The 20829-nt window shown below is 65.1% G+C and carries 17 protein-coding genes; 14 read left to right on the top strand and 3 right to left on the bottom strand.

The features are described from left to right. The coding region (gene dctP / locus AC2VNO_RS14205) for a TRAP transporter substrate-binding protein DctP (RefSeq protein ID WP_486934734.1) at nt 1-880 on the bottom strand (880 nt) is incomplete at its 3' end. Between the two features lie 218 nt (nt 881-1098). Here dctP and AC2VNO_RS14200 point away from each other — a divergent pair. The 8 genes from AC2VNO_RS14200 to AC2VNO_RS14165 all read left to right on the top strand — a co-directional run bounded on the left by AC2VNO_RS14200 (nt 1099) and on the right by AC2VNO_RS14165 (nt 12236). Beyond that, nucleotides 1099-2133, top strand: a complete 1035-nt coding sequence (locus tag AC2VNO_RS14200) for an AraC family transcriptional regulator (protein WP_486934733.1) — start codon at nt 1099-1101, stop codon at nt 2131-2133. A gap of 328 nt (nt 2134-2461) precedes the next feature. Next, nucleotides 2462-3682, top strand: coding sequence for an ABC transporter substrate-binding protein (locus AC2VNO_RS14195; protein WP_486934732.1), 1221 nt, complete (start codon nt 2462-2464; stop codon nt 3680-3682). Nucleotides 3683-3694: 12 nt separating this feature from the next. Next, on the top strand, nt 3695-5251 hold the full coding sequence (locus AC2VNO_RS14190) for a fatty acyl-CoA synthetase (RefSeq protein WP_486934731.1): 1557 nt from the start codon (nt 3695-3697) through the stop codon (nt 5249-5251). A gap of 3 nt (nt 5252-5254) precedes the next feature. Beyond that, complete coding sequence (locus tag AC2VNO_RS14185; protein ID WP_486934730.1) at nt 5255-6412, top strand: acyl-CoA dehydrogenase family protein; 1158 nt, start codon at nt 5255-5257, stop codon at nt 6410-6412. A gap of 39 nt (nt 6413-6451) precedes the next feature. Further along, nucleotides 6452-7639, top strand: a complete 1188-nt coding sequence (gene bktB, locus AC2VNO_RS14180; protein WP_486934729.1) for a beta-ketothiolase BktB — start codon at nt 6452-6454, stop codon at nt 7637-7639. A gap of 77 nt (nt 7640-7716) precedes the next feature. Beyond that, the gene (locus tag AC2VNO_RS14175) at nt 7717-9369 is read left to right on the top strand and encodes a fatty acid--CoA ligase (protein ID WP_486934728.1); all 1653 of its coding nucleotides are present in this window, start codon (nt 7717-7719) and stop codon (nt 9367-9369) included. A gap of 177 nt (nt 9370-9546) precedes the next feature. Beyond that, entirely contained in the window at nt 9547-11283 is a 1737-nt protein-coding gene (locus tag AC2VNO_RS14170) for an AMP-binding protein (RefSeq protein WP_486934727.1), read from the top strand. 92 nt (nt 11284-11375) lie between these two features. Beyond that, complete coding sequence (locus tag AC2VNO_RS14165) at nt 11376-12236, top strand: bile acid:sodium symporter family protein (protein WP_486934738.1); 861 nt, start codon at nt 11376-11378, stop codon at nt 12234-12236. A 9-nt stretch (nt 12237-12245) separates the two neighbouring features. Here AC2VNO_RS14165 and AC2VNO_RS14160 read toward each other — a convergent pair whose 3' ends face one another. Then, nucleotides 12246-13256, bottom strand: a complete 1011-nt coding sequence (locus tag AC2VNO_RS14160) for an AraC family transcriptional regulator (RefSeq protein ID WP_486934726.1) — start codon at nt 13254-13256, stop codon at nt 12246-12248. 123 nt (nt 13257-13379) lie between these two features. Here AC2VNO_RS14160 and AC2VNO_RS14155 point away from each other — a divergent pair, with 123 nt between their 5' ends. The 6 genes from AC2VNO_RS14155 to AC2VNO_RS14130 all read left to right on the top strand — a co-directional run bounded on the left by AC2VNO_RS14155 (nt 13380) and on the right by AC2VNO_RS14130 (nt 20011). Then, nucleotides 13380-14078, top strand: a complete 699-nt coding sequence (locus tag AC2VNO_RS14155; protein ID WP_486934725.1) for an ABC transporter ATP-binding protein — start codon at nt 13380-13382, stop codon at nt 14076-14078. Further along, nucleotides 14078-16591: an FtsX-like permease family protein gene (locus tag AC2VNO_RS14150; RefSeq protein ID WP_486934724.1), complete on the top strand. Its 2514-nt coding sequence runs from the start codon at nt 14078-14080 to the stop codon at nt 16589-16591. Before AC2VNO_RS14155 ends, AC2VNO_RS14150 begins: the two co-directional genes overlap by 1 nt. Further along, nucleotides 16588-17754 (top strand): lipocalin-like domain-containing protein, encoded by a 1167-nt coding sequence (locus tag AC2VNO_RS14145; protein WP_486934723.1) that lies wholly within the window; start codon nt 16588-16590, stop codon nt 17752-17754. The genes AC2VNO_RS14150 and AC2VNO_RS14145 overlap by 4 nt, the downstream gene beginning before the upstream one ends. Before the next feature lie 17 nt (nt 17755-17771). After that, nucleotides 17772-18680: a LysR family transcriptional regulator gene (locus tag AC2VNO_RS14140; protein WP_486934722.1), complete on the top strand. Its 909-nt coding sequence runs from the start codon at nt 17772-17774 to the stop codon at nt 18678-18680. An 89-nt stretch (nt 18681-18769) separates the two neighbouring features. Next, nucleotides 18770-19219 (top strand): DoxX family protein, encoded by a 450-nt coding sequence (locus tag AC2VNO_RS14135; RefSeq protein WP_486934721.1) that lies wholly within the window; start codon nt 18770-18772, stop codon nt 19217-19219. Between the two features lie 54 nt (nt 19220-19273). After that, complete coding sequence (locus AC2VNO_RS14130; protein ID WP_486934720.1) at nt 19274-20011, top strand: DODA-type extradiol aromatic ring-opening family dioxygenase; 738 nt, start codon at nt 19274-19276, stop codon at nt 20009-20011. Here the strand turns inward: AC2VNO_RS14130 and AC2VNO_RS14125 are convergent. Then, complete coding sequence (locus AC2VNO_RS14125) at nt 20008-20826, bottom strand: helix-turn-helix domain-containing protein (RefSeq protein ID WP_486934719.1); 819 nt, start codon at nt 20824-20826, stop codon at nt 20008-20010. The two genes, AC2VNO_RS14130 and AC2VNO_RS14125, sit on opposite strands and share 4 nt — an antisense overlap. Between the last annotated feature and the right edge of the window lie 3 nt (nt 20827-20829).

Raw genomic sequence — 20829 nt, 5'->3', positions numbered from 1 at the left:
TCACGCCGGCATCGATGAACTTTTGAGTGCCCTCGGTCGACTCCCTCTCGGACCAGGCCAATGACCAGGCCATGGTGGCGTCGGCAGCGATCTTGAGCTTCTCCTGGGTCTCTTCGGAGAGGGCGTCCCAGGCGTCTTGGTTGATCATCACGCCGAACACCGTCGCCGACTGGTGCCACCCCGGGGTGGCCCAATAGTCCGCCACTTCAGCCAGGCCCACGCTGTAGTCGATGCCCGGCGCCGAGAATTCGGCGGCGTCGACCACGCCACGCTCGATGGCCTGGTAGACCTCGCCGCCGGCCAGGGTGACCTGCGAGCCGCCGAGCTGTTCGAGCACACGGCCCTGGTCACGTCCGGCAAGACGCAGGCGCTTGCCGTCCAGGTCGGCCAGGCTCTCGATGGGAGTGCGCCCCATGAAGCCGGACTCGTTGTTCAGCACACCATATGGCAAGTAAACCAGACCGAACTGGCCGTAGACCTCCTCGTAGAGCTCACGGCCACCCCACTGCTGAATCCAGTTGAGGTAGTCGACGGCATTGAACAGCATGGGCGTGGAGGCCAGCGGCGAGAACGCCGGGTTGCGGCCGGCCCAGTAGCCGGGCCAGTCGCCCGAGGCGTCGATACTGCCGGTCTCGGTGGCATCGAACACCTCGGTGCCGGGCATCAGGGTGCCGCCGGCGCGGAAGTCGATCTGCAGCTCGTCGCCGGCGATCTTGTTGACCAGTTCCACCCAGTGGCGGTCGATCTTGATCGCATCGATACTGTCCGGCCAGGTGGTGGTCATGGTCCACTGCTCTTGAGCATGAGCGGTGGCGCTCAGGGAGGCCAGGCTCACGCCGATGGCGAACCCCGCGAGCATGATGGCGTGCTGGGATTTCATCTTGTTTTCCTTACCTTTCAATCAGCTTGATGCTGTTTTTATAAAAGAGGTGTTTCCACTCCCGACAACCCAGACCTGGCTGGTGCTCATTTGGCGACCCCTCATGTATGGCCTCGGGAGCGATGTTGTCTGGGGCTACTCTACAAAGGTATCCTGGGCTCAAGGAAGGTCAGAAACGGTCTTCATGAGGTCTTTTTCGGACATTCATCGAGGCAGCCATGCCTGCTTTCCAAACGAACCTGCTGAATCAGAAGATCTACGCACCCTACAAGATTGCCGCCTTGGTCGATGCCGTGGCAGCACAGGGCATCGCGCCCGAGGTGGTGATGGATGGTGTTGGCTTGGATCAGGAGGCGCTCGCGGACCCGGCCACCCTGGTGTCCATCAAGCAGTACATCGATGCGTGCACGAACGTCATTGAAGCAGGGGCCAACCTCTCCACCCCTTTCGAGACTGCCGCCAGGCTGCATTTGACGGCTTACGGTATGTATGGATACGCCCTGCTCACCAGTCCGACCATTCGTGATTACTTCAATTTCGGCGTGAAATATCATCCCCTGGCGACGCCGACCCTGCATATGACATGGCGGGAGTCTGAAGAGTCGGCCATTTTCGCATTCAGGGAAGCCTACTCGTATATCACCAACATCGACACGCGCAACTTCCTTATCCAGCAGCAAATGGCGCAGAACGTCATTCATATTCGAGACGCCGTCGGCCCAAGCCTGACGCCAACGAAGGCCTTGCTTGCCTATTCCGGCGAAGGCACCCGGGAGATCCACGAAAAGTATCTTGGCTGCGAGTGCCATTTCGACCAAGAGACGAGTGAAATCCACTACCCCAAGGAAATTCTCGACCAATCTCCATTGTTGGGCAATCGGCTCTCCATCAAGCTGCTTCAGGAGACCTGCAACCAACTTCTCGGCCAGACCAAGATGTCGTCTGGAATCACGGGGGAGGTCTATCAAGTCCTGATGATGTCACCGAACAGCTTTCCCAGCATGGAAGCCGTCGCCAATTTGCTCTGCATCACCACACGTACCCTGCGAAGAAAGCTGGATGCGGAAATGACGAGCTACAGGGAAATACTGGATGACGCACGCTGCACCTTGGCAACCGAGTATCTGCTGGCAACGAAAATGAGCACGGAGGACATCGCAGCAAGACTGGGATTCAGCGACAGCGCGAACTTCAGAAGAGCCTTCAAACGCTGGACGGGAAAATCACCGCATCAGCTCAGAAAGAGCGGATAGCCACTCCCTCGATAGCCACTCCCTCGGCTTTCACTCGATTCAGTGCCGTAAACGACAGATGGCACGTTCTGCCACCCCTTCCTTTGAACTAAAGTCTTATTTGCGCCTTTGCCCTCGCGAGATGGCACGAAATGCAAAAAGTGTGGCTCGATGCGTAAACCTGGCGAATCGCTTTCCTCCTAACATGAAGGTGCCGTCAGGGGCTGAATCGCGTTATGCACAGGCAGTTCAGCACCTACGCACAAAAGTTCACCAGACTGTACACAGACTTATACACAGACGGCGTTCTACGCGCCGGATGTCACAACAACAAGCCAAAGGCTACACAATGACAATGACACGCCGCTTCGCCCTGGGAGCACTCGCCGCTTCCATCCTGTTGGCCGGCCATACCGCTCAGGCCGAGATCACCGACAACGAGATCCGCATTGGCTACCTGGCCGACATGTCGGGCCCCTATCGTGACCCCATCGGCCCCATGGGGCTGGATGCCATCCAGATGGCTATCGAAGACGTGGGCGGCAGCGTGGCAGGCGCCAGCATCGAGGTCTTCAGTGCCGACGACCGCAACAGCCCGGACGTGGGTTCGAGCATCGTTCGCGAGTGGATCGACGAACGTAACGTCGATATGGTCACCGGCCTGGTGGCCTCTTCCGTCACCCTGGCCGCCGTGCGGCTGCTGGAAGAGGAGAACCGTCTGGGGCTGGTCAACGGCGCCGTCTCCTCCGGCGTCACCAACGAGAGCTGTTCGCCCAACCATATCCACTGGGTCTACGATACTTGGGCCATGTCCAACGGCACCGCCAAGGCGATCACCGAGGAAGGCTACAAGAACTGGTATCTGCTGAGCGCCGACTACTCCTTCGGTCACGCCCTGGAGGGCGACGTGGAGCGCGTGGTACTCGAAAACGGCGGCACTATCGTGGGCAAGGCGCGCCACCCCTTCCCCAGCAACGATTTCTCCTCGTTCCTGCTTCAGGCCCAGGCCTCCGGCGCCGATGTCATTGCGCTGAACAACGCCGGTTCAGACACCATCAATGCCATCACCACGGCGGGCGAATTCGGCATCACCCAGGCGGGTCAGGTACTGGCCGGCATGGTGCTGTTCAGCACCGACGTACGCAGCATCGGCCTCGATGCCGCCCAGGGGCTGCAATTCACCAAGGCGTGGTACTACGATCTCAACGACGAGACCCGCGCCTGGGCCGAGCGCTTCCGCGAGCGCACCGGCAGCATGCCCACCATGGTTCACGCCGGCCTCTACTCCAGCACCCTGCACTATCTCCAGGCCATCGAAGCCGTCGGTACCGACGAAGCCCAGGCCGTGCGCCGGCAGATGGCGGAAACCCCGATCAATGACATCTTCGCCACCGGCGGCTACATCCGGGAAGATGGTCGCATGGTGCATGACATGTACCTGGTCGAAGTGAAGACACCGGAAGAGTCCGAGAACGAGGACGACCTGTTCCGTGTGGTGCGCACCATTCCTGCCGAAGAAGCCTTCCGCCCACTTTCCGAAAGCCAGTGCCATCTGGTCAACGGCGCCTGAGCAGAGGTCGAGATGAGCCATTCGAACCAGAACACTCTCAGGATTCAGCAGAACACCATCGGCGCCGCGCTCAGCCGCAGCGCACGCAAGCATGGCAACAAGCTGGCGCTGGCCTTCGAAGGCCGGCGCTGGAGTTACGCCGAGCTGAACCGGGCGGTCAACCGGGTCGCCAACCGCCTGCTGGCGGCGGGCCTGACGCCGGGCGACCGCCTGGCCGCCTACGGCAAGAACTCCGACGCCTACGCCATTGCCTGGCTGGCCGCTACCCGCGCCGGCCTGGTCCATGTGCCGGTCAATTTCGCGCTGAGCGCCGACGAGCTGCACTACATCCTAGAGCAGTCCGGTGCCGTCGGGCTGCTTAGCGACCTGAGCCTGGCCGACAACGTGACGAAAGCGAGCGAAGGGTTCGGCCTCACGCTTTCCGGGACACTGCACGCCGAAGGCGGGACCGGCTTCGACGTGCTTCAGGCGGCCCTCGACGAAGCCAGCGACGACAGCGAGCCGGACGTGGCCGTCGCTGCCGACAGTCTGGCCCAGCTGCTCTACACCTCGGGCACCACGGCAGCGCCCAAGGCGGCGATGATGACCCACCAGGCGCTGCTCGCCGAGTACATGGCCTGCATGGTGGAGCTCGACATCAAGGGCGACGAGCCGATGCTGGCCGCCCTGCCGCTCTACCACTCGGCGCAGATGCACGTCTTCCTGATGCCGGGCTTGTTGCTGGGTGCTCCGGTACACCTGCACATGGCGCCGCTGCCCGACGACTGCCTGGCGCAGATCGCAAGCGAGGGCATCGCTTCGTTCTTCGCCCCGCCCACGGTGTGGATCAGCCTGCTGCGCCATCCCGACTTCAACACCTTCGACCTCTCCACGCTGAAGAAGGCTTACTACGGCGCCTCGATCATGCCGGTGCCGGTATTGGAGGAACTGCAGCAGCGCCTGCCCGGCGTGGGGCTCTACAACTGTTACGGCCAGAGCGAGATCGCGCCGCTGGCCACCGTACTGCGCCCCGAGGAGCACGCCGAGCGCCCGGCGTCGGCGGGCCGCCCCATCCTCACGGTGGAAACGCGCATCGTCGATCTGGAGATGAACGACGTGCCGCCCGGCCAGCACGGTGAAATCGTCCACCGCTCACCGCAGCTGCTTACCGGCTATTGGAACAAGCCCGAGATGAACGAGGAAGCCTTCGCCGGCGGCTGGTTCCACTCCGGCGACGTGGGCTACTTCGACGAGGCGGGCTACCTCTACGTCGTCGACCGCATCAAGGACGTGATCAACACCGGCGGCGTGGTGGTGGCCAGCCGCGAGGTGGAGGAGGGCCTGTTCAAGCACCCTGCCGTCTCCGAGGTCGCCGTGGTGGGCCTGCCCGACGCGAAGTGGATCGAGGCGATCACCGCCGTGGTGGTCACCAAGGAAGGAGCCGAAGTGAGCGAAGAGGAGCTGATCGCCCACGCCAAGGCCCACATGGCGCCCTACAAGGTGCCCAAGCGCATCCTGTTCGCCGACGCCCTGCCCAAGAGCACCGCCGGCAAGATACTCAAGCGCCACCTGCGCAAGGACCTGAGCTGACCCATGACTGCACCGCAAGACGACCTGACGCCGCTGTTCCACGACACCATCCGCCGCTTCCTCGAGCAGGAAGTGGCGCCTCACTACGAAGCGTGGGAGGCCGCCGGCGAGATGCCGCGCTCGCTGTGGACGAAGCTCGGCGAGGCCGGCCTGCTGGGCATCGATTTGCCTGATGAGCTAGGCGGCAGCGGCGCCGACTTCGCCATCGTCCAGCTGGCGCTGGAGGAGATCTCGCGCCAAGGCTTCGGCGGCCTAGCCAGCGCCTATAACATTCACGCCAACATCGTCATGCCCTACCTGCTGCACATCGCCACGCCGGCCCAGCGCGAGCGCTGGCTGCCGGCCATGGCCAGCGGCGAGGCCATCGGCGCCATCGCCATGACCGAGCCCGGCGCGGGCAGCGACCTGGCGGCGATGAAGACCCGCGCCAGCCGTACCGAAACGGGGTGGCGACTGGACGGCAGCAAGCTGTTCATCACCAACGGTCAAGTGGCCGACCTGGTGATCGTCTGCGCCAAGTCCGACCCCGCCGCCGGTGCTCGCGGTGTGTCGCTGTTCCTGGTCGACACTTCGCTTGCCGGCTTCTCCCGCGGCCAGCCGATCAAGAAGATCGGCCAGCACGCCAGCGACACCGCCGAGCTGTTCTTCGACGACCTGCGCCTGCCCGAAGATGCCCTGCTCGGCGAAGCGGGCTCGGGATTTACCTACCTGATGCAGGAGCTGCCCCGCGAGCGCCTCGGTGTGGCGGCCCAGGCACTGGGAGCCATGGAGGGGGCGCTGGCGCTGACCCTCGACTACGTGCGTGAACGCCGCGCCTTCGGCCGCGCCGTGGGCGACTTTCAGAACACCCGCTTCACCCTGGCCGAGGTGCGCGCGCAGATCGACATGGGCCGCGCCTACTTCGAACAGTGCGTGACCAAGCACCGCCGCGGCGAGATGAGCAGCACAGATGCCGCCATATTGAAGCTGCAGCTCAGCGAGATGCAGTGCCGCACCATCGACGCCTGCCTGCAGCTGTTCGGCGGCTATGGTTATACCCGGGAATACCCGATTTCGCGTTTCTATCTCGATGCCCGCGTGCAGACCCTCTACGCCGGCACCTCGGAAATCATGAAGGAAGTGATCGCCCGCTCGCTGCTCGGCAAGAGCGACGCCGCCTGATCGCTTGCTCACGGCAATTCAAGAAGACAGGAGAACACCATGCGGCTCGATTCCGTCGTCATTCTCGGCAGTGCGCGCACCGCCATCGGCAGCTTCGGCGGCAGCCTGGCCGGGCTCGCCCCGTATGAGCTGGGCACCGTTACCGCCCGCGAGGCGCTGGCCCGTGCCGGCGTCGAGGCTGGCGAGATCGACCACGCCGTCTACGGCCATATCATTACCACCGGACCCCAGGACGCCTACCTGGCCCGCCACACTGCCCTGGAGGCCGGCGTGCCCGACGGCGCGGCGGCGTTCAACGTCAACCGCCTGTGCGGCTCCGGCGTGCAGGCGATCCTCTCGGCCGCCCAGCAGATCGTGCTCGGCGACAGCCGTCTGGCGCTGGCCGGCGGCGCCGAGTCGATGAGCCGCGGCGCCTACCTGCTGCCGCCCCAGGCGCGCAACGGCCTGCGCATGGGCCACGCCAACGTCACCGACCTGACGCTCGGCGTACTCAGCGACCCCTTCGGCAGCGGCCACATGGGCGTGACCGCCGAGAACATCGCCAAGCGCTGCGGGCTCGGCCGCGAGGAAATCGACCGCTTCGCCCTGGAAAGCCACCAGAAGGCCGCCCGCGCCATCGCCGAGGGCCGCTTCGATGAGCAGATCGTTCCGGTCACGGTGCGCGAAGGCAAGAACGAACGGCAGTTCGACCGTGACGAACACGTGCGTGAGGGCGTCACGCTGGAAGACCTCGCCCGGCTCAAGCCCGCCTTCGCCAAGGAAGGTGTGGTCACCGCCGGCAACGCCTCGGGCATCAACGACGGCGCCGCCACCCTGGTGCTGGCCCATGCCGACGAAGCCAGTCGCCGCGGCCAGACGCCGCGAGCCCGGCTTATCTGCGCCAGCACTGCCGGGGTCGAGCCGAGCGTGATGGGCCTGGGGCCGATTCCCGCCGTACGCCGCTGCCTCGACGAGGCCGGGCTCAGCATTGCCGACATCGACGTGATCGAGTCCAACGAGGCCTTCGCCGCCCAGGCCATGGCAGTGGCCCAGGAACTGGACTTTCCCGCCGAGCGGCTCAACCCCAACGGCGGCGCCGTGGGGCTGGGGCATCCCGTCGGCGCCACCGGCGCGATACTCACCATCAAGGCGCTGGCCGTGCTGGAGCGCACCGGCGGCCGCTACGGGCTGATCACGCTATGTATCGGCGGCGGGCAGGGGATCGCCTTGCTGATCGAACGCTGCTGAGAGCACCCACAAGCGACTGCGCCCGAGACCCTCTCGGGTCAGCGCATCAGGACGGAAACAAAGACAAGGAGCCGCACATGACGACCGTCACGCCCAAGATCCTGCCTGCCACGCCCTCCGCGACCAACCCGCCGCTGCTGATCGGCGAACTGCTCGATTCGGGCGTGCGCATGGCCGGAAGCAACCAGATCGTCTACCGCGACCTGAGCCGCCACGACTATCGCCGCTTCCGTGAGCGGGTACACCAGCTGGCTCACGTGCTCAGCGCCCAGGGCGTCAAGGCCGGCGACGTGGTGGCGGTGCTCGACTGGGACAGCCACCGCTACCTGGAAGCCTTCTTCGCCATCCCCATGCTGGGCGCGGTGCTGCACACGGTGAACGTACGCCTGTCGCCGGAGCAGATCCTCTACACCATGGAGCACGCCGAAGACGACTTCGTACTGGTTCACGAGGACTTCGTGCCGCTGCTCGAGCCCTTGGCCGCGCGTTTGCCGCGCGTTCGCGGCTACCTGCTGTGCCAGGATGCTCCTGCCGAGATTCAAAGTTCGCTCGCCCTGGCCGGCGAATACGAGGCACTGCTGGCCGAGCAGCCGACCCGTTACGACTTTCCCACCTTCGATGAGAACGCGGTGGCCACGCTGTTCTACACCACCGGCACCACCGGCAACCCCAAGGGCGTGTTCTTCACCCATCGCCAGCTGGTGCTGCACACGTTAGGCGAGGCCAACGCCTTTCAGACCCCAGGCTTCGAGCTGCTCAACCGCGACAAGGTGTACATGCCGATCACGCCGATGTTCCATGTGCATGCATGGGGCGTGCCCTACACCGCCACGCTGATGGGCGCCACCCAGGTCTACCCCGGGCGCTACGAACCTGAAATGTTGGTCAAGCTGCTGGTTGGCGAGAAGGTCGACTTCTCCCACTGCGTGCCGACCCTGCTCAACATGGTGGTCAGCGCCGAGGCCATCGCCTCGGGCAAGGTCGATCTCACCGGCTGGAAGGTACTTGTCGGCGGCAGCGCCCTGACTCAGCCGCTGGCGCAGAAGGCGTGGGAGCTGGGCATCGACACCCGCAGCGCCTACGGCATGTCCGAGACCTGCCCGCTGCTCACCGCCGACATCCTGCCCCGGGACATCAACGAAGCCGATTTCGCCACCCAGTTGCCATGGCGCTGCAAGGCCGGCGTGGCCGTACCGCTGGTGCATCTCCAGGTGGTCGACGAGAGCGGCTCGCCGCTGCCCCACGACGGTGAAAGCGTTGGCGAAGTGCGCGTACGCGCCCCCTGGCTCACTCAGAGCTATTACAAGGAAGAAACGCGCAGCGAAGAGCTGTGGCGCGACGGTTGGCTGCACACCGGCGACGTGGCGGTGATCGACGAGCGCGGCTTCCTGCAGATTCGCGACCGCATCAAGGACGTGATCAAGACCGGCGGCGAGTGGATCTCCTCGCTGGAGCTGGAGAACCTGATCGGCCAGTTCCCCGGCATTTCGGAGGTGGCGGTGATCGGCGTGGCCGACGAGAAGTGGGGCGAGCGCCCCGCCGCACTTGCGGTACCCAGCGATCTCAATAATCCGCCCAAGGCCGAGGAGGTCCAGGCATTCCTGGAGCGCTTCGTCGAGGTGGGACGCATCAACCGCTGGGCGATTCCGTCGTTCGTGCGCTTCGTCGACGAGATTCCCAAGACCAGCGTGGGCAAGCTCGACAAGAAGCGCATTCGCCAGGAGGTGTGATTCCGCAGACGGCAGCAGGAAGGGGTCGCTCGGCGGCCCCTGTGGCGACTGCTGTTCAACTGTTGTTAAACGACAGAGCTGGTTACTGTAGACAATGAATAATAATGGGACTGAGTCGCTGAGCGGGGCCAAGAGTGCCACCGCACACAGCAGCCAGGCCATCACGAGAGGCCATTCATGGCGAATGCACATTACTACGATCACAAGCCCTGGGCACGCCACTACCGGGACACTCAATCCGACGCCAGCGTGGCAACCGCCAGCCACCACCTGCACGACAACCTGCCGGCACTGATTCAGGCGGCCGGGCAGCACTACAGCCAACAGCTCGCCTTCACCACCTGCATGCCCAACGGCATGAACGGCCGGCTGAGCTATGCCGACGTCGAAGAGATGTCGGATGCCTTCGCCGTGTATCTGCGTGAGTGCGTCAAACTGGAGGCCGGCACCCGTGTCGCCGTGCAGATGCCCAACTGCCTGACGCTGCCCGTCGTTGTCTTTGGCATTCTCAAGGCCGGCTGCATTCTGGTGAACGTCAATCCGCTCTATACCAAGCGGGAGATGGAGCATCAATTCAATGACAGCGGTGCCCAAGCAGTGGTCATCGTCGACATGTTCGTCGACAAGCTGGAGGCCATCATTGAAAACACGGGCATCAAGCAGGTAGTGGTGACCTCCGTTGCCCAGTGGTTCCCTCCCGTCGTGAAGGGGGTGTTGAAGCTCGTCCTGAAATACTGGAACCGGGCAATTCCCGTACACCGGCTGGATGTCGACACCATCGACCAGGCCCTGAAGAAAGGACGGGAAGCGCAGGCCGCCACCGGCACCGAGGTTCGCCAGTATTGGCAGCATTTGACCCGCTCGGACACCGCCTTGCTGCAATACACGGGGGGCACCACCGGGGTCAGCAAGGGCGCCGAGCTGACCCACGGCAACCTGATCAGCAATCTGGAGCAGGTGGACTCGGTTGCCGGTGGCCACATCGAGCCGGGCAAGGAGTGCATCCTGACGGCCCTACCGATCTACCACATCTTTGCCTTCACCGTTAACCTGCTGGCCTTCTATCACAAGGGCGCGCACAACGTGCTGGTGCCCAATCCACGCCCGATACAGAACTGCCAGCGCGCTTTCGACAACTACCCCATTTCCTGGATCTCGGGAGTCAACACGCTTTACAACGCGCTGTTGAACGAAGAGTGGTTCACCGTCTATCCGCCCCAGTCGATGAAGGTTGCCCTGGCGGGTGGCACCGCCCTGCACAAGGCGGTCGCCGAGCGTTGGCGCACGGTAGTGGGCAGCCCGATTGCCGAGGGTTACGGACTCACCGAGACGTCACCGGTCATCTGTTTCAACCCCATCGGCCAGGAGCGCCCGGACTCCATCGGCATACCCGCCCCGGATACCGACGTGCGAATCGTCGATGAGCAGGGCGAGCCGGTAGCGCTTGGCGAGCCGGGCGAAATCGTCGTTCGTGGGCCGCAGGTGATGAAGGGGTACTGGAATCGCCCGGAGGAAACCGCCAGCGCCATCAAGGATGGCTGGTTCTACACGGGCGACATCGGTGTCATGAGCGAAGATGGGCATTTCACCATCGTCGACCGCAAGAAGGACATGATTCTGGTCAGCGGCTTCAACGTATACCCCAATGAAGTCGAAGACTGTATCGCCCGCATTCCACAGGTGCAGGAGTCGGCGGTGATTGGTGTCGTCGACGACCATACCGGCGAAGCCGTCCATGCTTATGTGGTCTTGCGCGAAGAAGGCATCACCGAAAAGGACGTGATTGCGCATTGCAAGCAGGAGCTGGCTGCCTACAAGGTGCCCCGGAAAGTCGTGTTCTGGAACGAATTGCCCAAGACACCGGTCGGCAAGGTCTTGCGCAAGGAAGTACGCGCCAGCGTGACTCGAGCCTGACCGAAGCATCGGTGGCTTTATCGGCGCTGATAACAAAAAAGTGGAGCAAATGAAGAATGCTGAGTCCATTGGAAGAGAGTTTGTTGTCCATCATGATGGTAATCATCATGTTCGGCATGGGAGCGTCGCTGACCTTCAAGGATTTCAAGTTGGCCTTGCGCCATCCTCAGGCAGTCGGGGTAGGCTTTGCCTCCCAGTACATGTTGATGCCGTTGATCGCCTTTCTGCTTTCGCGCGTATTGAATCTGACGCCTGAGCAAACGGTGGGCCTGGTGCTGATCGGCTGTATGCCCGGTGGTACGACCAGCAACATTTTCGCCTATTTTTCCAAAAGCCTGCTCAGCTTGAGCATCATGATGACCATCTGCTCCACCCTGGCCGGTTTCATCATGGTGCCCTTGCTGATGGAGTTCTACACCCAAGGCATCGACGATGCCTTCCGCATCCCGCCGGATCAGATCGCCCGGCTGCTCTTCGTGCTGCTGATTCCGACCCTTATCGGCATGTGGTTGCGCCGCAAGAACTCCAATATCGGTGCCGTGATCGAACTGATGGGCGGAATTCTCGGCGCCGTCGTCATTCTCTTCCTGGTAGTGACCTGGGTGCCCAGGAACTGGCGTCTGCTGGTCGAGACCGGCTGGGAAGTGTATGCCGCCGTCATCCTGATCGGCCTGATCGGCTTCGCTTTCGGCTACCTCTTCTCTCGTGTACTGCGGCTTAATCCGCAGAAGGCCAGAACGGTATCGCTGGAAACCGGCATCCAGAACGGCCCGCTGGCGGTATTGATCGTGATCATGACGTTCGCGGGGGAAACGCAGCAGCTCATCCTGCTGATGCCCGTCATGTATTCGCTTTTCATCGTCATCAACTCTACCTTTGCCACCCTCTTCTATCGCCGCTGGACCCGTCAGGAGGAGCTGGCCCGGGATCAGGCCAAGGTCGAACCGGCCTGAGCGGGAGAATCATGCAGGTGACGGCGCGATCGCCCGCCGATAGGCAGCGGGCGAATTGCCGGTCCAGGCCTTGAAGGCACGGCTGAAGCAGGCCAGGTCCTGAAAGCCCAGCTCATCGGCAACGGTCAGCAGCGGCCGCTCGGAGCGGGTCAGCGCCTGGATGGCTAAATCGCGCCGGAGCTCGTCCTTGACCGCCTGGAAATGGGTGCCTTCGGCGGCCAGCCGCCGCGCCAGGGTGCGGCCCGACATATGCAGCGCCCGCGCCACATCGTGCACCGAGCCCGCAGTGGCAAGGTGGCGTGAGAGATGCTCGCGCACCCGGTGCGACACCAGCCGCTCCTCGAGTGAGACATAAAACCAGTCGGCCGGCGCCCGACGCAGGAAGGCGCCCAGGTGCTTCTTGGTCTGGCGAATCGGCTGCTCGAGCAGGGCGGCATCGAAATACATGGCCGTTTGCGGCCGTTCGAAACTCACCTTGCCCGGGTAGAAGTAGAGATAGTCGGCGCTGTGGGCCGGCTGTGCGTAGGCGCACTCCATCATCACCGGTGGAAGCTTGCGTGCGATCATCCACGAGGCGATACCGTGAAACAGCTTGAGCATCAGCTCGTGCACCAGGATGCGACTGCCCTTCGGTAGCTGATGTTCTACCAGGGCCACCCTCAGCAGTCCGTTCTCGACGCTGTATTCGTAGCCGAAGTCGTCCAGGACGATGCGGAAGAACAACGTATAGCGGTGCAGCGCCACCTTCAGCGTGGGGGCTTCCAGTACGCTCAGGCAAAGCAGCTTGAGCGTGCCGCCGCGCAGCGGCCGGGCAAAGAACCCCGGCGTCTCGTCGTCGCACTCGTTCACCAGCAGCCGGTAGAGAGTGGCGAACTGCTCGACGGTGACCCGCCCATGGGGCGCGGTGAGCAGAAACGGCGAGATCCCTGCGCGGACAAGATGAGTCTCGCGGGCCACCTCGCTCTCGGGCACCCCGCGGAACAGCTCGTTGACGAAATGCATGGATACCGTGACGGTCACGCCCCGCTCCCTCTGTTTCCAACCTGACCACATGAAGTCGTGTGGTCATGGTAAGTTACTTGCTGCCTTGGCCAGATACTCTGCGACCATGGAATCATCGCAGTAACCTCGACGGGAACCGCCATGCTCGAAATCCGCCAGGTTCACAAGACCTACCCCACACCTCAAGGGCCGCTTGCGGTGCTGGATGGCGTCGACCTCCGGCTCGACGCTGGCGAGAGCCTGGCACTGATGGGCGAGTCCGGCAGCGGCAAGTCGACCCTGCTGCACCTGGCGGCGGGGCTCGACCTGCCGGACGCCGGCGAGGTGGACGTGGCCGGCCGTTCGATCTCCACGCTGGACGAGCCGGCCCGCGCCCGGCTGCGCCGCGATACCCTGGGCCTGGTGTTCCAGCAGTTCCACTTGGTGCCGAGCCTGAACGTGGGCGACAACCTGCGCCTGCAAGCGCGGCTGGCCGGGCGCGAAAAGGCCGACTGGTCGGCGCATCTGATGCAGCGGCTGGGCCTTGCAGGGCTGGAACGGCGCTATCCCGAGCAGCTCTCCGGCGGCCAGCAGCAGCGCCTGGCCATCGGCCGGGCGCTGGCACCTCGCCCCGCCTTGCTGCTGGCCGACGAGCCCACCGGCAACCTGGACGAAACCACCGCCGGCGAAGTCCTTGCACTGCTGCTGGAGCTGGTGCGCGAAGCCGGCAGCGCCCTGCTTCTGGTAACCCATAGCCCCCAGGTGGCGGCGCCGCTGGACCGCTGCCTGCGCCTCACCCACGGTCGGCTGGGCACTCCCACGGAATCGGAGCCCACGGGACCGGAGCCGAGCCGCCGCTGATGCTGACTGCCTTCGCCACCCTGCTCTCCCACTACAAGCGTCACCCCGGCCAGCTCGCCATGCTGCTGCTCGGGCTGTGGGTGGCCAGCGCTCTGTGGAGCGGCGTGCAGGCGATCAACGCCTCGGCCCGCGACAGCTACGCTCGCGCCGAGGCGCTGTTTACCACCGGGCTCGACCGCCTGGAACGGCGCGACGGCGAGCCGTTGACCCGCGACGACTATTTGCGCCTACGCCGAGCCGGCCTGCCCGTCTCGCCGCTGCTGGAAGGCACCATCGAAGCTCCGGACGGCACCCGGCTGACGGTGATCGGCATCGACCCCTTCACCCTGCCCGGCGACAACGCCTTCGCCTCGGCAGGCAGCACCAGCGAACTAACCGCCTTTCTCACCCCGCCGTGGCAGACACGCGTGGCCCCGGACACCCTGCCCGCCCTGGGCGTGAGCCACCGCGAAGCGGCTGGCGCCGAGCCGCAGCTGGCTGCGGGCCGGCTGCCGCCGCTGACGCTGGCCCCCGCACTGCCGCCCGATACGCTGGTGATGGACATTGCCGCCGCCGCCGCGCTGCTCGACAGCGGCGAGCGCATCGCCCGCCTGGTCACCTCTCCCAACGCGCTGGAGCAAGCCCCCGAGGGGCTGGTGCTGACCCGGGCGGCCACGCTGGTCTCGCCGGGCCAGCTTACCGAAAGCTTTCATCTCAATCTCAGCGCCATGGCTCTGCTGGCTCTGGTCGTGGGGTTGTTCATCGTGCAGGCGGCGCTGGGCCTGGCCCTGGAACAGCGCCTGGGGCTGCTGCGCACGCTGCGGGCGCTCGGCGTGTCGGGACGTGGGCTGGTCGGGCTCCTCGCCCTCGAGCTCGTGCTGCTGGGAGTGCTTGGCGCCCTGGCCGGTATCGTCAGCGGCGTGTGGCTGGCGCGCGTGCTGCAACCCGACGTGGCCGCCACCCTGGGCAGCCTGTATGGCGCCGACGTGGCGGTGACTCTCAACCTGCCTTGGCACTATTGGCTCGGCGGGCTCGCCGTGACGCTGGGCGGGCTGCTGCTGGCCGGTAGTGGCGTGCTGTGGCGAGCGGCACACTTGAGCGTGTTGGGGCTGGGCCAGGCCCAGGCCTGGCGCGCCGGCTTTCATCGCCAGCTCAAGCTGATGGGCGTGGCGGGCGGCGCAGTGGCCCTGGGCGGCCTGGCGCTGTGGCTGTGGCTCTCCTACCAGCCACCAGGTGAGGGGCTGCTGGCCGGCTTCGCTCTGATCGGGGCCTTGCTGCTCGCCAGCGCTCTGTTGTTGCCGCTGTTGATCGCCCTGCTGCTGGCCGGGCTCGGCCGCCTCGTCGCCCGCCGCCCCCTGGCCCAGTGGGCGCTGGCCGACTTGCAGCTGCAGCTACCCCGGCTGGCGCTGGCCATGATGGCGCTGCTGATCGCGCTTTCCGCCAACCTGGGTGTGAGCAGCATGGTCGGCGGCTTTCGCCTCACCTTCCTCGACTGGCTCGATCAGCGCCTGGTGGCGGACTTCTACCTGCGCCCGCCCGCCGAGCAGCACGACGACATCCACGCCTGGCTGGCCGATAGCACCGAGGTCGACGAGCTGCTGCCTACCCGCCGCAGCGAGGCCACCCTGGTGGCCATACAGTACTACGCAGAGGAGCGCGGCGAGCAAACTCGCGAACTGGCCCTGCCGGTGGGCGTCTACGGCATCACTCCCGGGGCGACGCTGATGCCGAGCTGGCCGCTGCTGGCTACCCAGGCCGGACGTGACGATGCCTGGCAGGCCTTTGCCGCGGGTGAGGCCGCTTTCGTCAACGAGCAGCTCGCCCTTGCCGAGGGGCTCGCCCCGGGCGACCGGCTTACGCTGACGGCACCGGGCGGAGAGGAGACTCTTACGGTAGCCGCCGTTTACCCCGACTACGGCAACACCCAAGGCGAGGTGCTGCTGGCCACGCCCCAGCTAGTCAGTCGCTTCGCCGCACCGCCGGGCTCCATCGGCATCGTACTGGCCCCGAACGGCGACGGAACGGCGCTGAGAGAGGGCCTGCGCCAGCGCTTTGCCATCGGTGGCGACGAACTGGTGGACCAGCGCGAAGTGAAGCGCATCGCCACCGGGATCTTCGAGCGCACCTTCACCATCACCCGAGCGCTCTCCGCGCTGACTCTGGCGGTGGCCGCCCTGGCGCTGCTGGCGAGCCTGCTGGCCCAGGCCCGGGAGCGCCGCCGCCAACTGGCTCCGCTGTGGGCGCTGGGCGTGCCACGCGCACGGCTGATGACGATACAGCTGGCCCAGCTCGGCGGCTCGGCCTTCGTCGTCGGCGCCCTGGCGCTGCCGCTGGGCACGCTGCTTGCCCTGGGGCTGGTGGCGGTGATCAACGTTGCGGCCTTCGGCTGGCGCCTGCCGCTGTTCATCTTTCCTGCCGAGATGGCCCTGACCCTGGCCACCGCGGTGGGCGTGGCGCTGGCCGCCGCCGCACTGCCGGCAGCGAAACTGTGGCGTACGCCACCACGCGCCCTGCTGGCGGAGGAGGCCACATGAAGCGCGTTGCCGCCCTGTTGTCGCTGCTGGCCGTGTTCTGGCTTTCGGGCTGCACCGAGGAGTCGCCGCCCACCGAGACCGCCGGTTTCGCCGGGCTGGGCGAGGAGGCCGGCGACTTCGCCCAGGCCCATGAGGGCCTTACCCTGCGCTTCCCCGAGGACCACGCCGCCCACCCGGACTATCGCATCGAGTGGTGGTACCTCACCGCCAACCTCGAAGACGAGCGCGGCGACCCCCTGGGCCTGCAGTGGACCCTGTTCCGCCAGGCGCTCACTTCTCCGGACGATCGCCCCGACTCCGCCCCCTGGGCCGCCGACCAGCTGTGGATGGCGCACATGGCGGTCTCCCGCGGCGACACCCACCGAGTGGCGGAGCGCTTCGCCCGCAGCCATTCTTCTGACGACGCAGGCCAGGCGGGTACGGTGGCCGAACCGTTTCGCGCCTGGATCGACCACTGGCAGCTGGCCAGCCAGCGAGAAACGTCAGACGACACGTCAGAGGAGATGAACGCAGGCGACACCTTCGCCGAGCTACAGCTGACGGCCCACCAGGACGACGAGCACGGCGGCTTCGGCTACGACCTGGCGCTTACCGCCGAGGGGCCGCTGGTCCTACACGGCGCCGCAGGCTTCAGCCAGAAATCTGCCGACGGCCAGGGCTCGATGTACTACAGCCAGCCGTTCTGGCGCGTGGAAGGCGAGGTCACCCTGGACGGCGAAACCCGCACGGTGAGCGGACGCGGCTGGCTCGACCGCGAGTGGAGCAGCCAGCTGCTGGGGCCCGAGCAGCGGGGCTGGGACTGGTTTTCGCTGCATCTGGCGAGCGGCCACAAGCTGATGGCCTTCCAGCTACGCGGCGGCGGGGCGGACGGTGGTGACTACCGCTCCGGCACCTGGATCGACCCCGAGGGCGAGGCCACCCCGCTGGCACCGGACGAGATCGACATGGAACCGCTCGCGACCCAAGAGGCCGCCGGACGCGAAGTGCCGACCCGCTGGCGCCTGGCGATCCCCCGTGCCGGGCTCGACCTGATCGTCGAGGCGCCCCACGCCGAACGCTGGATGGACACCAGCGTGCCCTACTGGGAGGGTGAAGTGATCGCCAGCGATGCCCAGAGCGGCGAAAATCTGGGCATCGGCTACCTGGAGATGACCGGCTACTGAGATTGCGAGGAGAGCCCATGAATCTGCTGGACGCCATGACCGCCTTCGTGCGCGTCGCCGAACTCGGCAGCTACACCCGCGCGGCGGAGATGCTGGACCTTTCGCGCACGCGGGTGTCACGACTGGTCATGGAACTCGAGAGCCACCTGGGAGTGCGACTGCTGCAGCGCACGACTCGGCGCCTGCACCTCACCGAAGCCGGCGAGAGCTACCTGGCCCGTGCACAGAGCATCCTGCTGGAGCTGGAAGCAGCCGAAGCCGAACTGGGCGCCGGCTCCACCGAAGTATGCGGACGGCTGCGCCTCAACGGTCCGATGTCCTTCGGCACGCGCTTTCTCTCGCCGTTGATCGCGCGTTTCATGGTGGCGCACCCCGCGCTGCAGGTACGCCTCGATCTCAACGACCGCCGCGTGGACCTGCTGGAGGAGGGCTACGATCTTGCCATCCGCATCGGCGAATTGCCTGACTCCAGCCTGGTGGCCCGCCGCTTGGCGCGCTGCCGCCTGCTGCTGTGCGCCTCACCCGACTACCTGGCGCGCTTCGGTAAGCCGCGCTCTCTGGCCGAGCTGAGCGAACATCGCTGTCTGCGCTATCGCACCGCCAATGGCAGCGAGTGGCAGTTCGGTGGGCAGCGCCTGACGGTTCAGGGCCCGCTGGAGAGCAACAACGGCGACGTCCTGACCCAGGCTGCCGAGGCCGGGCTGGGTATTGCCCACCAGCCGAGCTTCCTGGTCAACGAGAGCATCAGGAGCGGACGTCTCGTACCGCTACTGGTCGACGAGGCCAGCGTAACGATAGGCATACATGGCGTTTACCCGGCGCGGCGCCACCTGCCGGCCAAGGTCGAACGCCTACTCGATTTCTTGGCAGAAGCGTGGGGCGATCCGCCCGAATGGGAGCGGGAACTGGGATTGTCGCCTATTTAGCGACAAAGATGTGCATTGGAAACAGATTATCCCAACTTCCAGGCGGCGTAGAGTGCAGGCATACCCTGACATATAACGGAGTTCCTGCCATGCAAACCCAAGCCACACACGCGCCGTCACGTACCCCCCTGCTCAGCCGCACCCAGGAGCAGGGTCTTCAAGCCCATGCCACAGCGCTATTGCGTATCTCGCTCGGCGTCATGCTCCTTGCCCACGGCCTGCTCAAGGTATTCGTTTTCACCCTGCCCGGCACCGTCGGCTACTTCGAGTCACTCGGCCTGCCCGGTTTCATCGCCTACCTGACCGTTCTCGCTGAAGTCGGCGGCGGTCTGGCTCTGCTGCTCGGCGTCTACACGCGCTGGATCAGCCTGGCCCTGGTGCCCATACTGCTTGGCGCCACCTGGGTGCATATCGGCAACGGTTGGCTCTTCTCCAACCCGGGCGGCGGCTGGGAGTTTCCCGTGTTCTGGACCGTCGCCCTGCTGGTGCAGGCCGGCCTCGGCAGCGGTAGCCTGACGCTGAGCCGCCGCTTCGCCTGAATGAATTCACTGCCTGGCGCCGCCTGTCGGCGCCAGCCACCGAGGAGCTTCGCCATGCTGCCCAGCCTGTTCATATCTCACGGTTCCCCCATGCTGGCGCTGACCGAGACGCCGGCTCACGACTTCCTGGGTAAACTCGGCCAGACCCTCTCGCCCAAGGCGATCGTGGTGGTTTCGGCCCACTGGGCCAGCGAGCGCCTGCTGGTAAGCGTCAGCGAGCGGCCCGAGACCATTCACGACTTCGGCGGTTTTCCCCGCGAACTCTACGAATGCCAGTATCCGGCTCCGGGCGACCCCGCGCTGGCCCTTCGCCTGGCCCGAAAGTTGAACGCCGTGCCGGTGGAGCGCGGCCTGGATCACGGCGCCTGGGTACCGCTGTCGCTGATGTTTCCCGCCGCCGACGTGCCGGTGATATCGCTATCGCTGCCGGTGAGCGGGACGAACCAGGCCCTCATGGAGCTTGGGGAAAAGCTGGCAGCGCTACGTGAGGAAGGCGTTCTGGTGATCGGCTCGGGCAGCTTGACCCATAACCTCAGCGAAATGCAGGAACGGAGCATGCCGATGCCCACCTGGGTCGGCGAGTTCACCGACTGGATACATGAGACGCTGACGTCGGGTGAACGCCGTGCCCTGCTCGATTGGGAAACCGCTCCGCAGGCGCGGCGCAATCACCCCACCCCCGAGCACTTCCAGCCGCTGCTGGTGGCGATGGGCGCAGGCGGCAAGGCCAGCCGCCTGCACCACAGCGTGGAGCATGGCGTACTGGCCATGGACGTTTACGCCTTCGCCTAGAATTCGCCCTGATGGCGGGCGCGAAAATGCTGCTCCCCCGGGGCTACGTCGTTGCGCACCGCCGCCAGTAGTTCGGCATCCAGGCTGGGGTCATCGAGCGCGAGCAGTCCGCACTGCGACAGCGCCTGACGCATGCCCACCTGCTCGTCAAGACGCTCGAAAAGCACACGCACGCAACAGGGCATGCGCTCGCTGTTGTCCGCCACCCCGAGCCTCAGCCCGGTCAAGCGGGTCACCTGGCTCTGGAAGGTCGGAAACAGGATGGTGTGCGTCACTTCATAGCCGTTCAGGGTTTCGTGGTCAGTCAGGAAAATTCGGTCGGCCAGCTTGACCGCAACCCCCAGATACCGATTGTGGCAGGGCCGCGCCTGGGTCGTTGCCTGCATGCGTTCGGTACGCTGATAGACGATGCCGCTTTCACGCTCCTCGAGACACACCAGCGTACGGATGACATGCCCCGGCTGCGCCATCGAGTGGTAGTACTCGAAGTAGCGGCCCAGATACCGCGCCATGCCTTCGCGGCCGCGGTGGAGCAACTCGTCGGGCCAGCCGACGCCGCCCATTCGTGAGGATTCGTTCGGTATCCGCCCTGCCTGTACCAGACTGACGAAGTTCTCATGCGGCAGGTAGAGCTCGTGCTCTTCCACACCAAAGAAGGCGCAAAGGCGCTGCATGGCGGCATGCCGGGGCCGGTAGCGCCCTTTCAAGTAGCGATTGAACTGGGCGCGGTTGATTTCGAGCCGCCGACATACTTCGGCGATCGAAGGATAGTAGCTACACAACAGCCGAAGATTGTCGACGAAGTCGTCGTGCATAGG

This window comes from Halomonas sp. TH-94, from assembly GCF_057473365.1.
The sequence above is the reverse complement of the archived record's forward strand: the minus strand, read 5'-3'. Positions and strand labels throughout refer to the sequence as shown.

Excerpts from the sequence above, each read along its gene's own strand:
- AC2VNO_RS14200 (WP_486934733.1), top strand. The coding sequence starts at position 1,099 with ATGCCTGCTTTCCAAACGAACCTGCTGAATCAGAAGATCTACGCACCC.
- AC2VNO_RS14195 (WP_486934732.1), top strand. The coding sequence starts at position 2,462 with ATGACAATGACACGCCGCTTCGCCCTGGGAGCACTCGCCGCTTCCATC.
- AC2VNO_RS14190 (WP_486934731.1), top strand. The coding sequence starts at position 3,695 with ATGAGCCATTCGAACCAGAACACTCTCAGGATTCAGCAGAACACCATC.
- AC2VNO_RS14185 (WP_486934730.1), top strand. The coding sequence starts at position 5,255 with ATGACTGCACCGCAAGACGACCTGACGCCGCTGTTCCACGACACCATC.
- bktB (WP_486934729.1), top strand. The coding sequence starts at position 6,452 with ATGCGGCTCGATTCCGTCGTCATTCTCGGCAGTGCGCGCACCGCCATC.
- AC2VNO_RS14175 (WP_486934728.1), top strand. The coding sequence starts at position 7,717 with ATGACGACCGTCACGCCCAAGATCCTGCCTGCCACGCCCTCCGCGACC.
- AC2VNO_RS14170 (WP_486934727.1), top strand. The coding sequence starts at position 9,547 with ATGGCGAATGCACATTACTACGATCACAAGCCCTGGGCACGCCACTAC.
- AC2VNO_RS14165 (WP_486934738.1), top strand. The coding sequence starts at position 11,376 with ATGATGGTAATCATCATGTTCGGCATGGGAGCGTCGCTGACCTTCAAG.
- AC2VNO_RS14155 (WP_486934725.1), top strand. The coding sequence starts at position 13,380 with ATGCTCGAAATCCGCCAGGTTCACAAGACCTACCCCACACCTCAAGGG.
- AC2VNO_RS14150 (WP_486934724.1), top strand. The coding sequence starts at position 14,078 with ATGCTGACTGCCTTCGCCACCCTGCTCTCCCACTACAAGCGTCACCCC.
- AC2VNO_RS14145 (WP_486934723.1), top strand. The coding sequence starts at position 16,588 with ATGAAGCGCGTTGCCGCCCTGTTGTCGCTGCTGGCCGTGTTCTGGCTT.
- AC2VNO_RS14140 (WP_486934722.1), top strand. The coding sequence starts at position 17,772 with ATGAATCTGCTGGACGCCATGACCGCCTTCGTGCGCGTCGCCGAACTC.
- AC2VNO_RS14135 (WP_486934721.1), top strand. The coding sequence starts at position 18,770 with ATGCAAACCCAAGCCACACACGCGCCGTCACGTACCCCCCTGCTCAGC.
- AC2VNO_RS14130 (WP_486934720.1), top strand. The coding sequence starts at position 19,274 with ATGCTGCCCAGCCTGTTCATATCTCACGGTTCCCCCATGCTGGCGCTG.
- AC2VNO_RS14125 (WP_486934719.1), bottom strand. The coding sequence starts at position 20,826 with ATGCACGACGACTTCGTCGACAATCTTCGGCTGTTGTGTAGCTACTAT.